The sequence below is a fragment of the Cupriavidus plantarum genome (assembly GCF_905397285.1).
Classification (GTDB): Bacteria; Pseudomonadota; Gammaproteobacteria; order Burkholderiales; family Burkholderiaceae; genus Cupriavidus; species Cupriavidus plantarum.
The window spans coordinates 14,752-28,738 of the sequence record NZ_CAJPUX010000007.1; the positions used below are offsets into that span (position 1 = coordinate 14,752).

The following is a 13,987-nucleotide window of genomic DNA, read 5'->3' on the forward strand; positions in this document are numbered from 1 at the left end:
AGGAAGACAACGGGCGCGCTTTGTACTACGCTGTGGCGGCTACGACGATCGAATAAAGGGGGAAACCATGTCGTTAGAACACTGGCTCGCATTCGTGCTGACGAGCATCGTGATCCTGATCATTCCAGGGCCGACCATCCTGCTGGTCATCGGCGACGCGCTCGCGCATCGCGGCCGCAGCGCGTTTGCCACGGTGGCGGGGGTGGCCGCGGGGGATCTCACCGCGTTCACGCTGTCGATGGCGGGTTTGGGCGCCGTGCTGGCGGCATCCGCCACGCTGTTCACGGCGCTCAAGTGGGCGGGTGCGGCCTATCTCGTCTATCTCGGGGTGCAGGCGCTGCGTTCGGCGGGCAGGGCGCAGGCCATGGAAGTTTCCTCGCAAGCCGGCAGCGGGCGCCAGCGCTTCGCCAAGGCGTGGCTGGTGACGGCGCTGAATCCGAAGAGCATCGTGTTCTTCGTCGCGTTCGTGCCGCAATTCCTCGATCCGCATCTCGGATTCTGGCAGCAGGCCGTGGTGCTGATTCCCACCTTCGTCGTCATGGCGAGCGCCAATGCGATGGTCTACGCGCTGCTCGCGCGCTCGCTGGCCTCGCGGTTGACCACGCGCCGCGCACAGTCGAACGTGCAACGGGCAGGCGGCATTACGCTGATAGGGGCAGGGGCGTTGATTGCGGCAAAAAGCTGAGGGCGCGCCGACGAAAAAAAACCGCCAGTCACCTGGCGGTTTTTTTTCTTGCTGAGCGCGAAGAATCAGTACAGCTTCTTCGGCAGCATTTGCATGCGGAGACGCTTGCGCAGGCGCGATTCGGCAGCCTTCTTCTTGCGCTTGCGCTCGGTCGTCGGCTTTTCGTAAGCCGTACGGCTCTTCAGTTCCACGATCAGGCCAGTCTGCAGAATGGCGCGACGGAAACGACGCATTGCAACTTCAACGGGCTCACCCGGTTTCAGAACGATCTTAGTCAACTCAGTCCTTTAGGAAATGCCGCGGGTAGCGGCGGTTCATACGGGGGGAAACGTCGTCGCATGCCGGCTCCGGAGCCATGGGCGACTGAGGTATGCACGCTACGGCGAGTGCCGCGGTGCCCCCCGAGGACCTGCAAGAGAGCGATCGGGGTGATCTAGCCAAATTTTCCTACGTAGGTAAAAACTTGGTGGCCTACCTGTTTCCTTGAAACTTGCGCAAGTAATACGCCGGTAAGCTTTTACAGGTTTACGGGGCGAACGTCAAGTGAAAGCGCCCTGAACGGGTGAGCGCGCGCCACCAAGTGCTGCGGTGTGCCTATGATTTCAGGCCGCGTTGCCGGACCGATCCGCCGTTTCAGTAGTTTCGTTTGCCGGGGCCGTAACGCTGTCAGCGACCCTCGACAGCGGTCGATATGAGGGGAGGGGGCGCGCAGACCCGAAGTAGAAAAGAAAAAAGGCCGATGCTTTCGCATCGGCCTTCATTCTCTATCGGTTGGCTCCCCGACCTGGGCTCGAACCAGGGACCTACGGATTAACAGTCCGGCGCTCTACCGACTGAGCTATCGGGGAACAGCTGAGAAAGAAATTATAACCAGCTTCTCTTCGTTTCGTCAACAACTTTTCAACGTTTTGCTTTCATATGAAAGCGCGTCGAAAGCGCTGCCGAAACTCTGGTTCGCTGCCGGTCTTGCTCAACAGCGAGGCCGCATTATAGCGACGGTTTCTGTTTTGTGCCAGAAAAAAACCGCCCGGAGGCGGTTTTTTCTTCGATACGCTGGGGCGACCCGCGTATCAGTCGAACACCGGCGAATCGACGCCGAGGATCTTGTGCAGCTTCGGCGAAGTCGTCGTGTACTGCATGTGGATCTTCTTCTCGGGGAAGATGTACGGCGCGGCGCCAAACGCTGCCAGCGCGCACTCGTGGAAGCCCGACAGGATGAGCTTCTTCTTGCCCGGGTAGGTGTTGATGTCGCCCACCGCGAAGATACCGGGGATGTTCGTCTGGAACTTCTCGGTATCCACCTTGATCTGCTTGCGCTCGAGGTCGAGGCCCCACTCGGCGATCGGGCCGAGCTTCGGCGACAGGCCGAAGAACACCAGCAGGTCGTCGAGCGGCAGACGGCGCGTCACGCCGTCGGCGCCGGCAACCTTGATCTCGGTGAGCACGCCGTCCTTCTCTTCATAGCCGCTGATCTGGCCGACCAGGAATTGCATTTCCATCTGGTCGCACAGTTCCTTCATCTTGGCTACCGAGGCAGGCGCCGCGCGGAAGCCGTCGCGACGGTGCAGCAGCACGATCGATTCGGCCTTGCCGTGGAGGTCCAGCGCCCAGTCGAGCGCGGAGTCGCCGCCGCCCACGATCACGAGATTGCGGCCGTGGAAGCGGCTCGGATCCTTCACGCGGTAGAACAGCTGCTTGCCGTCGAACTTGTCGATGCCTTCGACCTTCACCGTGCGCGGCTGGAACGAGCCCACGCCGGCGGCGATGAAGATGGTCTTGGTCAGGAAGCGGGTTCCGAGCGAGGTCTCGACGAAGAAGCGGCCGTCTTCCTTGCGCTCCACGACGGTGACTTCCTGGCCCAGGTGGAAGGTCGGCTCGAACGGCTCGATCTGCTTGAGCAGGTTATCGGTCAGTTCCTGGCCCGTGCAGATGGGCACGGCGGGAATGTCGTAGATCGGCTTGTCCGGGTAGAGTTCGACGCACTGGCCGCCGACCACCTTGAGCGAGTCGATCACGTGCGCCTTGATCTCGAGCAGGCCCAGTTCGAAGACCTGGAAGAGACCGACGGGGCCGGCACCCACGATCAGCGCGTCGATTTCCAGCGGCTGGCCGCCGGCGTTGCCACCGTTGCCTTGCTGCGTCGCGTCGGCCACGGGATTGGGAATGCTCAAGTCCATATTCGTCCTGATACGTTGTGGGCGCCTGGGCGCCCGGCATTGCGGGAAAGCGCGTGGGGACGGCTTTCGTATTGCTGTTGAGTTGGTCTTAGCGCTGCAGGTACTGCAGCTTGTCCGTGGCGTCCTTCCACTCCTCGGCTTCGGGCAGCGGTGCCTTGGTCTTGGTGATGGACGGCCAGCTGCGGGACAGTTCGGCGTTCAGTTCGATGAAGTGCTGCTGATCGCCGGGCACGTCTTCCTCGGCGTAAATCGCGTTCACCGGGCACTCGGCCACGCACACGGCGCAATCGATGCATTCGTCGGGGTCGATGGCCAGGAAGTTCGGGCCTTCGCGGAAACAATCGACCGGACACACATCAACGCAGTCGGTATAGCGGCAACGGATGCAGGAGTCGGTGACAACGTGAGTCATTTCGGTTCCAGAAAAACGGGCGGTCTTCGATGGGAAACTGTTTGGGCCACTTGGTTGGGGCACTCGTCACTTGTGAATGACTTTAATGCGCGGACGAGCGCGGGCCGTGGCCTTTCAAAGACCGCTATTGTAGCCGAGCCTTCCGGCAAGGATAGCCACTCTATATAGCCAGGTCAGACAGTTTTCTTATTTCTTTATGTGCTTCCGGTGCAAAACCGCCCTGGAAGCCGCCTCGGACCGTGCATTCCGGACATTCGGCGAGTGATTCCAGCCTACTATTCCCTTATATTTGCCGGGTCTTTCAGGAGTTTCGCCCGATGCCGTTTTTCGCCCGCGCACGCGGGATGCCCATTCTCGCGCCGTTTGTCGCTTCGTTTGTCGCTCCGCTCGTTGCTGCCTTCGCCGCTGCCTTTGCCGCTGCCTTTGCCAATGCCTGCGCGGCCCAGACGCTGGCCGTCTCCAACACGACGGACAGCGTCGTGGCGCGGCTGGTGGCCTCCCGCGCGCGCGGGGATCAGCCCGTGATGCTATCCACGCTGACTTCGTTCGAATGGGACAGCTTCAGCGTCATCCGCGTCCCGGCGGGGGAAAGCATGGCGAACTGCGGGCGCCAGGGATTTCTGCCGTGCGGGCCGGAGCTCCGCCCGTCGCCGGACAGCGTGGTGCAGGTGCTGCAGTTCGACCGCAATGGCGAACCGGTCTACGAAGAGCGCATCATGGCTGCCTCGGGTCGGTTTGCCGACCCGTTGCCCAACGCGGTGCCCCGCGCGCATGCCACGCTCGTCTCCTGTCCGGGCCCGACGCGACAGCCCGTATGGTGCCTCAAGCCGTACGGTCCCCGGCCCGCGCAGCGCTTCCTCGACGGCGGCTGACTTCGGTTAGCATGTCTGCCTCCGCGGGCGCTGGCCCGCTACCGCTTCCCGGCCTGCCCGGTCCGCAAAGTTCGTTATGATCATTCGCTCGCTGCTCGACACCGACCTGTACAAGTTCACGATGATGCAGGTGGTGCTGCACCACTTTCCGCAAGCGCAGGTCGAGTACCGGTTCAAGTGCCGCAACAAGGTGGACCTGACGCCGTACGTGGACGATATCCGCGACGAAATCGCGCAACTTTGCGAGCTGCGCTTCACGGAAGAGGAACTCGACTACCTGCGCGGGATGCGCTTTATCAAGAGCGACTTTGTCGACTTCCTCGCGCTGTTCCACCTGAATCAGAAGTACGTGACCGTGGCGCCGTCGGCGACCGGGAACGGGGAGATCGACATCACGATTCGCGGCCCGTGGCTGCACACGATCCTGTTCGAGGTGCCGCTGCTCGCGATCGTCAACGAGGTCTACTTCCGCCGCACGCAGCCCGAGGCCGATCTCGCGGAAGGGCGCCGACGCCTCGAAGCCAAGCTCGCGCTGCTGCAGGCGCCGCCGTACGCGGACTGCATCATCGCGGACTACGGCACGCGCCGCCGCTTCTCGCGCGACTGGCAGGAAGAGGTGCTGCTCGCCACGCGAGAGATGCTGGGCCCGCAGCTCGCGGGCACGAGCAACGTCCACTTCGCGCGGCTGCACAACATGACGCCGCTCGGCACGATGGCGCACGAGTATCTGCAGGCCTGCCAGGCGCTCGGCCCGCGGCTGCGCGATTCGCAGGTGTTCGCGCTCGAGAACTGGGCGCGCGAGTACCGCGGCGACCTCGGGATCGCGTTGTCGGATACGTACGGCTTCGACGCGTTCCTGCGCGACTTCGACCTGTATTTCTGCAAGCTGTTCGATGGCGTGCGCCATGACTCGGGCGATCCGCTCGAATGGGGCGAACGCATGCTCGCGCACTACGTCGACAATCGCGTCGATCCGCGCGGCAAGACGCTGATCTTCAGCGACAGCCTGAATATCCCGAAGGTAATCGAACTTTACGAACGATTCCGCGGCCGGTGCCGCCTCGCCTTTGGCGTCGGCACGAACCTGACGAACGACCTCGGCTACACGCCGCTGCAGATCGTGATCAAGATGGTGCGCTGCAATGGACAGCCCGTGGCCAAGCTGTCGGACACGCCCGAGAAGACGATGTGCGACGACCCTGGCTATCTCGCCTACCTCCGTCAGGTGTTCACGGTTCAGCGCGGCGCTTAGGATTATTCATCGCGCCCCGGGCGTAAGCGCGGCCTGCGCGCGGTTGCGCGGGCCTATAATCGCCCGACCGCATCCGCTGACGTTATTCTGCTCACGTTATCCGCCCGCTCATGGACACTTCCGCCGCTCGCGACCGAATTCTTGCCCGCATCCGCGCCGCCCAGGGTCGTTCGCCGAACGTCGGGCCGGGCGAGCGCCAGGCCGTCGCCGATTACCTCGACCGGCATCCGCAGGGCCCGCAGCCCGCGCTCGGCGACGACATCGTGCAGGTGTTCGCGGAGCAGGCGCAGAAGATGGCGTCGACCGTGGATCGCGTTGCCACGCTGGCCGACGTGCCGGCCGCCGCCGCGCATTATCTGGAAGGGTTGAACCTGCCGCGGCGTGCCATCGCATGGGAAACGCTCGGCGAGCTGCCATGGTCGGCCCATGGCCTCGATGTCGAGGTACGGCCGCCCGTGCGCGATGCGCGGGGCGATCTCGAGCATGGCGACCTCGTCGGCCTCACCGGCTGTTTCTGCGCGATCGCGGAGACGGGGTCCCTGATGCTGTTGTCCGGACCCGAGACCTATGCGTCCGCGGCGCTGCTGCCTGAAACGCATATCGCCGTGGTGCCGGTCTCGCGCATCGTCGCGAATCTCGAGGCCGCGTTTGTGCTGATGCGCGCGGAGCGCGGGCAGTTGCCGCGCGCCACCAACGTCATCAGCGGGCCCTCGCGCACGGCCGATATCGAGCAGTCGCTCGTGCTGGGCGCGCATGGGCCGTATCGGGTGCACGTGATCCTCGTGGACGAGGCATAGCGCGCTTGTACCGCTATTTTTAGCGGTTCTGTGATGCCTATTTTCAGACCAGTCTCATAGGGCTTTGCTTTACACTGGGCCTTCCTTATGTCACAGGAAAGGCCTGCCGATGACGGTCGCCGTCTCCCGTTTCTCTTTGCGTGCCCTGGCTCTTGCTGTTGCCCGTGTCCTGGCCGTCGGCCTTTGCATGAGTGTCCTGCCGTCGTTCGCCCATGCAGCAGATGTCGACGGCGCCGCGCTGTCGCCGCTGTGGGGACTCCCGTTCGCGGGCATCCTGCTCTCCATCGCGCTGTGCCCGCTCGTGATGCCATCGGTGTGGCACCACCATTACGGCAAGATCGCGGCGGGGTGGGGCGCGTTGTTCCTCGTGCCGTTCGCGCTCGCGTTCGGCGCGCATGCGGCGGCCGCCAATGTCGTGCATGCGCTGTTCGCGGAGTACCTGCCGTTCATCGTGCTGCTGACCGCGCTCTACGTGGTCGCGGGCGGCATCTGCGTGCGCGGCAATCTGCATGGCTCGCCGAAGCTCAATACGTTCCTGCTCGGACTCGGCACGGTGCTGGCCAGCGTGATGGGCACGACGGGCGCGGCCATGCTGCTGATCCGTCCGCTGCTGCGCGCGAACGACAACCGGCGCCACGTCGCGCACGTCGTCGTATTCTTCATCTTCCTCGTGGCGAACGCGGGCGGCGCACTGACGCCGCTCGGCGATCCACCGCTGTTCCTGGGCTTCCTGAAGGGTGTCGATTTCTTCTGGACGCTGCGGCACATCCTGCCCGAGACGCTGTTGCTGTGGGGTGTGCTGCTCGTGCTGTTCTACTTCATCGACCGGCACTACTACGTCAATCGTGAAGAGCTTCTGCCGAGCGATCCCACCCCCGATTCGGAAGGGCCTCGGGCCGGAATTCGTCTCGAGGGCAAGGCGAACTTCGCCCTGCTGGTCGCCGTGGTCGCGCTCGTGCTGATGAGCGGCTTGTGGAAGCCCGGCATCGTGTTCGACATCCTGGGCACCGAGGTGCCCCTGCAGGCAGCCGTGCGCGATGGGCTGCTCATCGCCGTCACGCTGGTCTCGCTGGCCGTGACGCCACGCACCGCGCGCGCGGGAAACGAATTCAACTGGGAACCGATGCTCGAGGTCGGCAAGCTGTTCGCGGGCATTTTCCTGACGATCATCCCAGTCATCGCGATGCTGCGCGCGGGCACGGACGGGGCGTTCGCGGGCGTGATCCGCATGGTCAGCGATCCCGCGGGGCAGCCGATCGACAGCATGTACTTCTGGGCGACGGGTATCCTGTCGTCGTTCCTTGACAATGCGCCGACGTATCTGGTGTTCTTCAATACCGCCGGCGGTGACCCGGCCACGCTGATGACGCGCGACGCGTCGACGCTGGCCGCCATTTCGGCAGGTGCCGTGTTCATGGGCGCCAATACCTATATCGGCAACGCGCCGAACCTCATGGTGAAGGCAATCGCGGAAAGCCGTGGCGTGCGCATGCCGAGCTTTTTCGGCTACATGGCATGGTCCGGGGCGATCCTGTTGCCAATCTTCTTCGTGATGACGTTTCTCTTCTTCCACGTGTGAGCGCAATGAAGCCATCCATCCTCGTGACGCGCGCGATCTTTCCCGATGTGATCGATCGCCTGGCGCAGTATTTCGATGTCGACAGCAACCAGGAAGACGCGGTGCTCGACGCGGCCGCGCTGCGCGAGCGGCTGGCCGGCAAGGCGGGTGTGCTCGCCAATGCGGCGGACCGTATCGACGGCGCGCTCGTGTGCGCACTGCCGCAGTTGCGCGCCGTGTGCAACATGGCCGTGGGCTACAACAACCTGGACGTGCCCGCGCTGACGGCGGCTGGCGTCGTGGCGACGAACACGCCCGATGTGCTGACCGAGACCACCGCGGATTTCGGCTGGGCGTTGCTGATGGCCACCGCGCGGCGCGTGACGGAGTCCGAGCACTATCTGCGCGCGGGCAAGTGGGAGCGCTGGAGCTACGACATGCTGGTCGGCATGGACGTGTTCGGCGCCACGCTCGGCATCCTTGGCATGGGCCGCATCGGGCAGGCGATTGCGCGCCGCGCGTCGGGCTTCGGCATGCCCGTGATCTATCACAACCGCAGCCGGCTGCCGGCCGAGACCGAACAGCAACTCAACGCGCGTTACGTGACCAAGGACGAACTGCTCGCGCAGGCGGATCATCTGATCCTCGTGCTTCCGTACAGTCCGGAGAGCCATCATGCAATTGACGCAGCCGAACTCGCGAAGATGAAGCCGACGGCCACGCTGATCAACCTCGCACGTGGCGGTATCGTGAACGATGCCGCGCTGGCGAACGCGCTGCGCGCGCGGCAGATCTTCGCGGCCGGTCTCGACGTGTTCGAAGGCGAGCCGAGCGTGCATCCCGATCTGCTGACCGTGCCGAATGTCGTGCTGACCCCGCATATCGCGAGCGCATCCGAAAAGACGCGGCGCGCGATGGCAACCCTCGCCGCTGACAATCTGATTGCCGCGCTCGACGCGGGACCGAACGCTGGGCATCCCCCGTCGGTCATCAATCCCGACGTCATGCCGCGTCGCCGCTGATTGCGTTCGAGTCTGAGTCGTCATCAAGGAAAGTATGGACTGGCTGCAAATCCTGACGTTCTTCGTCGCGCTGATCGGCGTGGCATTGCTCGTCGTCCTGCTCGCGCGCACGCGCGGCGCATCGCCGGAAGCCGAACTGGCACGCCTGCTGGCCGAGCTGCGTGGGCAGGTGCGCGACGATGCGTCGCGTGGCTTCGAGCGCGTGGAGCGCGAACTGCGCCATGAGATCGACGAAACCGCGCGCGCGAGCCGTGGCGAGGCAGGCCAGCAGATGATGCGCCTGCAGCAGGCGCTATTGTCGCAACTGACCGAGATCGCGCGCTTGCAGAACAATCAGATCGACACGTTCGCGCAGCAGCTCGGCCGGCTGACGGAGTCGAACGAGCGCAGGCTCATCGAGGTGCGCGCGACCATCGAGCAGAAGCTGCGCGATATCGAGTCCAACAACGCGACGAAGCTCGAGGAGATGCGTCGCACGGTGGACGAGAAGCTCCACGCGACGCTCGAGCAGCGCCTGGGCGAGTCGTTCAAGCTCGTATCGGACCGTCTCGAGCAGGTGCATCGCGGCCTCGGCGAAATGCAGATGCTCGCCCAGGGCGTGGGCGACCTCAAGCGCGTGCTGACGAACGTGAAGACGCGCGGCACATGGGGCGAGGTACAGCTCGAGATGTTGCTCGAGCAGATGCTTACGTCGGAGCAGTTCGCGAAGAATGTCGAGACCGTGCGCAACTCGGGCGCGCGCGTGGAGTTCGCGATCCGGCTGCCGGGCAAGGACGTGTACGGCGAATCGGTCTGGCTGCCGATCGACGCGAAGTTTCCGAAGGAGCAGTACGAGCGCCTCGTCGACGCGCAGGAGCGTGGCGACGTCGATGGTGTGGCCTCGGCGGGGCGCGAGCTCGAGGTGGCGCTGCGCGGCGAAGCGCAGAAGATCGCCGAGAAATATCTCTCGCCGCCGGCGACGACCGATTTCGCGATTCTGTTCCTGCCGACCGAGGGGCTCTATGCCGAAGTCCTGCGGCGGCCCGGTCTGACCGACCTCCTTCAACGCAACTATCGCGTGACCGTGGCGGGGCCGACGACGCTGACCGCGTTGCTTAACAGCCTGCAGATGGGTTTTCGCACGCTGGCGCTGGAGAAACGTTCGAGCGAGGTATGGGAGGTGTTGGGCGCCGTCAAGACCGAGTTCGGCAAGTTTGGCGAGGTATTGGCCAAGACCCGCGATACGCTCGTACGCGCGGCGCGCAATATCGAGCAGGCGGAAGTGCGCACGCGGCAGATGGAGCGCAAGCTGCGCAATGTGGAAGCGTTACCGGGGGATCTGGCGGAACAACTGCTCGGTCGGCCCGAGGCCGCGGGGGGATTAGGGGCGTCGGAAGGGACGTCGATAGGATCCGCGACAGGATCCAAGACAGGATCCACGGCAGGGTCCACGGAAGGACCCACGGAACGACCCACAACCCAGTCAGCGGACGCCGCCGCGGAGCACGATCGCCGCGCAGCGGAATGAACGGTCAGTCCTGCCGCGTCAATTCACGGACGTGGACTTCGATGCCGCCGAATCGGGCGGCCACCCAGTTGTACGCCTTGCAGCCCAGCCAGAGCAGGCCAAAGCCGATCAGCGCGTTAAGGATCAGTGCCGTGAAGACGGTGATGCCCGGCAGGTCGCCATAGCGGACGAAGGCCACGAACAGGCCCATCGCCACGATCGGCACCGAGAAGCACAGATAGACCAGCACCAGCGCGCGGGCGGTCTTCACGGGGTGGAGGTATGCAATCTCCTGGTTCATGACGGCAATATGGGATGAGGAGGATGTACGAATTTTCGTGGTGCAAGTGTAGCGACTGCGTTTATGGCCGCATAGCCCGCCAACGGAGCGTACGCGTAATTCCAAGGTTTGGTGCGGTCACGCGGCGGGCGAATGGTGCACAAAAACGACAGATTTTCCTGAGCCGTCATCGATCATCGATTTTGGTGATCAATGGGACCGATCCATGTCAGATCAGGCCGTCGAACAGCATGACGTGGACCTTGCCGCCGGCGGCGATGGATCCCTGGTCGTGGCCTAGCACGATGAAGCAGTTCGCCTCGCTCATCGACCGCAAGACCCCGGATCCCTGCTGGCCCGTGAGCCGGACCTCCCACTCGCCGTCCGCGCCGCGCGTGAGCACGCCGCGCTGATACTCGGTGCGGCCCGGCTTCTTGCGGATCGGTCCCGCGCTGCGCACGGGAAACAGCGGCAGGGGCGGCACGTCGGCGCCCATTTGACGATGCAGCGCCGCGCGCACGAAATGGTAGAACGTGACCATCACGGCGACCGGATTGCCGGGCAGGCCGAACAGCAGCGCGTCATGGCCATCGGACGTGATACGGCCGAACGCCATGGGCCGGCCGGGGCGCATCGCGATCTTCCAAAACGTGACTTCGCCCAGCCGGGACATAGTCTGCTTGGTGTAGTCGGCTTCCCCCACGGAGACGCCGCCCGACGTGATGATCGCGTCCGCGTTCTCGCAGGCGGTGCGGAACGCCTGCTCCAGCGCTTCGGGATCGTCGCGCACGACGCCCATGTCGATCAGGTCCACATGCAGGCGGCGCAGCATGCCATGCAGCGTGTATCGGTTGGAGTCGAACACGCAGCCCGGGTCGAGCGGTTCCCCGATGGAACGCAGTTCGTCGCCGGTGGAGAAAAACGCCACGCGCAGCCGGCGCCTGACCTTGACCTCAGGAATACCGAGCGAGGCGAGCATGCCGATATCGGCGGGACGCAGGATGCGGCCGTTCTGCAGGGCAGCCTGACCGCGCGCAAGATCCTCGCCGCGCAGGCGGCGGTTGTCGCCGGCGCGCACCGCATCGGCGGCGAAGCGAATGCGCGGGTTTTTCTCACGACCCACGTCACCGTCGCCTCCGTCGATGGTCTCCACGAACTCCTGCGGAATCACCGTATCGCAGCCGGCCGGCATGACGGCTCCGGTCATGATGCGTACCGCCTGCGTGAGGGAGGGCGCCACGCCCGTGTTATCCCCCGCCAACGACTTGCCCGCGACGTCGAGTGTCACGCCGTCCGCGCCAGCATGGGCCAGCGCGACGCCGGAGAACGCATAGCCGTCCATGGCCGCATTGTCGTGCGCGGGGACGTCGATCGGGGAGACGATGTCCTCCGCGAGCACGCGATCGAGCGCATCGCGGATGGGCACCTGCTCGATGCCGCGAATCGGCTCGATCACGTTGTCGAGGATCGACGCGACCTGATCGACAGTCAACGCGGAAGGATCGTAGTCGGACAGGCAGGAGATGACGGATTGCAGGGAAGGCATGGGTCGGGTCAGCGCGCCTCGAACGCGCGCAGTTCGTCCAGCGTGTTGATATTGGCGAAAGCGCTGTCGTCGTCGAACGGCACATCGACGCGCGAATGGCTTGCTGCCCAAGTCTCGATCTTGCGTTCGCCGCGGTCCAGATAATCACGCAGGCTGTCGCGCAGGCGCACCGCCATCAGGCAGAACGCCGGCTGCGGCTGGCGGCGGCCGTCGGGCGAAACGGTCACCGGCATGGCGATTTCCGCGCGCGTGACGACGATCGCCTGCACGAGCCGTTCGACGAGATCGACGGGCAGGAAGGGCGTGTCGCACGGAGAGGCGACCATCCACGGGGTCTTGCACGCGGCCAATCCCGCGAGCATGCCGGCCAGCGGACCGTTAAACGGTACGGTATTGCCGATGGCGTCATCGCTGACAACGTGCACGCCGAACGACGCATACACATCGAGATGGCGGTTCGCGTTGATCATTTGGGCGCCGGTCTGCGGCGCAAGCCGGCGCAGGGTGTGGAGCGCCATCGGCGTGCCATGCAGCAGCTGCAGGCCCTTGTCGACGCCGCCCATCCGGCTGCCGCGGCCGCCCGCGAGGATCAGTCCGGTGATATCGGATCGGTCGATCATGAGAGGCCCATCGCTCCGATGCTGACTCATCCGCCGATGTATGACATCTCGATTTTCTGTTCGGCGCGCGCGAGCCGCACGGCGGGGTCGCCACGCTGCTCCGAATAGTTGTCGGTACGGCCGCGCCAAACCTGCGCGATCGCGTTGGAGACTTCAAGGTCGCTATGGCCGCCGCGCAGTAGCGCACGCAGGTCGTAGCCTTCGGTCGCGAACAGGCACTGATACAGCTTGCCTTCCGTGGACAGGCGAATGCGGCTGCAATCGCCGCAGAAGGCGTGCGTCACGCTCGAGATCACGCCGATCTCGCCCGCGCCGTCGCGATAGCGCCAGCGCTCGGCGGTCTCGCCGGTGTAGTTGGCGGCAATCATCTCGAGCGGGAAAGCTTCGTCGATTCGGCGCACCACCTCGTTTGACGGCAGCACCTCGTCCATCTGCCAGTGGTTGCTCGCACCGACGTCCATGAACTCGATGAATCGCACGATGATGCCCGTATTGCGGAAATGGCGCGCCATGGGCACCACCTCCGCATCGTTCGTGCCGCGCTTGACCACCATGTTGACCTTGATCGGCGCGAGGCCCACGGCCTGCGCGGCCTCGATGCCATCGAGCACGTCGCGCACCGCGAAGTCGACATCGTTCATGCGCCGGAAGGTCGCATCGTCGATCGCGTCGAGGCTCACGCTCACGCGCGAAAGGCCCGCATCGCGCAGCGCGCGGGCCTTGCGGGCGAGCAGGGAGGCGTTGGTCGTCAGCGTCAGATCCAGCGGCTTGCCCGAAACCGTTTCGATGCGCGCGAGCATTTCCACAAGGCGTTCGATGTTCTTGCGGAGCAGCGGCTCGCCGCCGGTCAGGCGGATTTTCTCCACGCCATGCGCGACGAACAGCCGCGCGGCCCGCTCGATCTCCTCGAAGCTCAGCAGCGCCGAATGCGGCAGGAACGTGTAGTCCTTGTCGAACACCTCCTTCGGCATGCAGTAGACGCAGCGGAAGTTGCAGCGGTCGGTCACCGAGATGCGCAGGTCGTGCAGCATGCGGCCCCGCGTGTCCGTCACCAGCCCGGTGGGCGGCGTGAGGCGGGCGGGAATGGCCGGCACCATCGAACGATATCGATGGTCGCGCAGGTCGAGGATCGGAATGACGGTGTCGGTCATGGGCGGGGGCATTCGCCGCGACACAGGCCGCGGCTATGGGTGCCATTCTAGCCGACACCGCCAAACTACCGCGCCGTGACGGGCGTACACCTGGGGCGACGCCCGAGGAGTACAGATGTTGCAGTGCGC

Annotated in this window: 14 protein-coding genes and 1 tRNA gene; 7 read left to right on the top strand and 8 right to left on the bottom strand. The window is 64.5% G+C overall.

The window, feature by feature from the left end; genetic code table 11:
- Positions 1–67: 67 nt before the first annotated feature.
- A complete protein-coding gene (locus KHP16_RS24150) occupies positions 68–685 on the top strand; it encodes a LysE family translocator (protein ID WP_109582601.1) in 618 nt (205 codons plus the stop codon).
- Positions 686–750: 65 nt separating this feature from the next.
- Here the strand turns inward: KHP16_RS24150 and rpsU are convergent, their stop codons facing one another.
- The 4 genes from rpsU to fdxA form a co-directional block, all read right to left on the bottom strand.
- The gene (gene rpsU / locus KHP16_RS24155) at positions 751–963 is read right to left on the bottom strand and encodes a 30S ribosomal protein S21 (protein ID WP_029044331.1); all 213 of its coding nucleotides are present in this window, start codon (positions 961–963) and stop codon (positions 751–753) included.
- Between the two features lie 494 nt (positions 964–1,457).
- Positions 1,458–1,533: transfer RNA gene (locus KHP16_RS24160), tRNA-Asn, on the bottom strand.
- Between the two features lie 222 nt (positions 1,534–1,755).
- Positions 1,756–2,862 (bottom strand): NAD(P)/FAD-dependent oxidoreductase, encoded by a 1,107-nt coding sequence (locus tag KHP16_RS24165; protein WP_109580536.1) that lies wholly within the window; start codon positions 2,860–2,862, stop codon positions 1,756–1,758.
- An 88-nt stretch (positions 2,863–2,950) separates the two neighbouring features.
- Positions 2,951–3,274, bottom strand: a complete 324-nt coding sequence (gene fdxA / locus KHP16_RS24170) for a ferredoxin FdxA (protein ID WP_109580537.1) — start codon at positions 3,272–3,274, stop codon at positions 2,951–2,953.
- 317 nt (positions 3,275–3,591) lie between these two features.
- On the opposite strand from fdxA, the gene KHP16_RS24175 reads away from it, so the two are divergent.
- The 6 genes from KHP16_RS24175 to KHP16_RS24200 all read left to right on the top strand — a co-directional run bounded on the left by KHP16_RS24175 (position 3,592) and on the right by KHP16_RS24200 (position 10,282).
- Positions 3,592–4,146: a hypothetical protein gene (locus tag KHP16_RS24175; RefSeq protein ID WP_109580538.1), complete on the top strand. Its 555-nt coding sequence runs from the start codon at positions 3,592–3,594 to the stop codon at positions 4,144–4,146.
- 76 nt (positions 4,147–4,222) lie between these two features.
- Positions 4,223–5,398 (top strand): nicotinate phosphoribosyltransferase, encoded by a 1,176-nt coding sequence (pncB, locus tag KHP16_RS24180; protein ID WP_109580539.1) that lies wholly within the window; start codon positions 4,223–4,225, stop codon positions 5,396–5,398.
- A gap of 110 nt (positions 5,399–5,508) precedes the next feature.
- Entirely contained in the window at positions 5,509–6,195 is a 687-nt protein-coding gene (locus KHP16_RS24185; protein ID WP_109580540.1) for a LutC/YkgG family protein, read from the top strand.
- Between the two features lie 187 nt (positions 6,196–6,382).
- On the top strand, positions 6,383–7,774 hold the full coding sequence (locus KHP16_RS24190) for a sodium:proton antiporter (protein ID WP_244836010.1): 1,392 nt from the start codon (positions 6,383–6,385) through the stop codon (positions 7,772–7,774).
- A gap of 5 nt (positions 7,775–7,779) precedes the next feature.
- A complete protein-coding gene (locus KHP16_RS24195) occupies positions 7,780–8,775 on the top strand; it encodes a 2-hydroxyacid dehydrogenase (RefSeq protein ID WP_211961303.1) in 996 nt (331 codons plus the stop codon).
- A 34-nt stretch (positions 8,776–8,809) separates the two neighbouring features.
- A complete protein-coding gene (locus KHP16_RS24200; RefSeq protein ID WP_211961304.1) occupies positions 8,810–10,282 on the top strand; it encodes a DNA recombination protein RmuC in 1,473 nt (490 codons plus the stop codon).
- A 4-nt stretch (positions 10,283–10,286) separates the two neighbouring features.
- Here KHP16_RS24200 and KHP16_RS24205 read toward each other — a convergent pair whose 3' ends face one another.
- The 4 genes from KHP16_RS24205 to moaA form a co-directional block, all read right to left on the bottom strand.
- Positions 10,287–10,562 carry a hypothetical protein gene (locus KHP16_RS24205; RefSeq protein WP_109580544.1) on the bottom strand — a complete coding sequence of 92 codons (276 nt, stop codon included), beginning with the start codon at positions 10,560–10,562 and terminating at the stop codon, positions 10,287–10,289.
- 208 nt (positions 10,563–10,770) lie between these two features.
- A complete protein-coding gene (gene moeA / locus KHP16_RS24210) occupies positions 10,771–12,087 on the bottom strand; it encodes a molybdopterin molybdotransferase MoeA (RefSeq protein ID WP_211961305.1) in 1,317 nt (438 codons plus the stop codon).
- Between the two features lie 8 nt (positions 12,088–12,095).
- Positions 12,096–12,707 carry a molybdenum cofactor guanylyltransferase MobA gene (gene mobA / locus KHP16_RS24215; protein WP_179593292.1) on the bottom strand — a complete coding sequence of 204 codons (612 nt, stop codon included), beginning with the start codon at positions 12,705–12,707 and terminating at the stop codon, positions 12,096–12,098.
- Between the two features lie 26 nt (positions 12,708–12,733).
- Entirely contained in the window at positions 12,734–13,858 is a 1,125-nt protein-coding gene (moaA, locus tag KHP16_RS24220) for a GTP 3',8-cyclase MoaA (RefSeq protein WP_109580547.1), read from the bottom strand.
- Positions 13,859–13,987: the final 129 nt, after the last annotated feature.

Bases quoted from the DNA above. Each gene is read 5' to 3' on its own strand.
- mobA (WP_179593292.1), bottom strand. From the start codon at position 12,707: ATGATCGACCGATCCGATATCACCGGACTGATCCTCGCGGGCGGCCGC.
- pncB (WP_109580539.1), top strand. From the start codon at position 4,223: ATGATCATTCGCTCGCTGCTCGACACCGACCTGTACAAGTTCACGATG.
- KHP16_RS24205 (WP_109580544.1), bottom strand. From the start codon at position 10,562: ATGAACCAGGAGATTGCATACCTCCACCCCGTGAAGACCGCCCGCGCG.
- KHP16_RS24150 (WP_109582601.1), top strand. From the start codon at position 68: ATGTCGTTAGAACACTGGCTCGCATTCGTGCTGACGAGCATCGTGATC.
- KHP16_RS24200 (WP_211961304.1), top strand. From the start codon at position 8,810: ATGGACTGGCTGCAAATCCTGACGTTCTTCGTCGCGCTGATCGGCGTG.
- KHP16_RS24190 (WP_244836010.1), top strand. From the start codon at position 6,383: ATGAGTGTCCTGCCGTCGTTCGCCCATGCAGCAGATGTCGACGGCGCC.
- moaA (WP_109580547.1), bottom strand. From the start codon at position 13,858: ATGACCGACACCGTCATTCCGATCCTCGACCTGCGCGACCATCGATAT.
- KHP16_RS24195 (WP_211961303.1), top strand. From the start codon at position 7,780: ATGAAGCCATCCATCCTCGTGACGCGCGCGATCTTTCCCGATGTGATC.
- KHP16_RS24175 (WP_109580538.1), top strand. From the start codon at position 3,592: ATGCCGTTTTTCGCCCGCGCACGCGGGATGCCCATTCTCGCGCCGTTT.
- KHP16_RS24185 (WP_109580540.1), top strand. From the start codon at position 5,509: ATGGACACTTCCGCCGCTCGCGACCGAATTCTTGCCCGCATCCGCGCC.
- fdxA (WP_109580537.1), bottom strand. From the start codon at position 3,274: ATGACTCACGTTGTCACCGACTCCTGCATCCGTTGCCGCTATACCGAC.
- moeA (WP_211961305.1), bottom strand. From the start codon at position 12,087: ATGCCTTCCCTGCAATCCGTCATCTCCTGCCTGTCCGACTACGATCCT.
- KHP16_RS24165 (WP_109580536.1), bottom strand. From the start codon at position 2,862: ATGGACTTGAGCATTCCCAATCCCGTGGCCGACGCGACGCAGCAAGGC.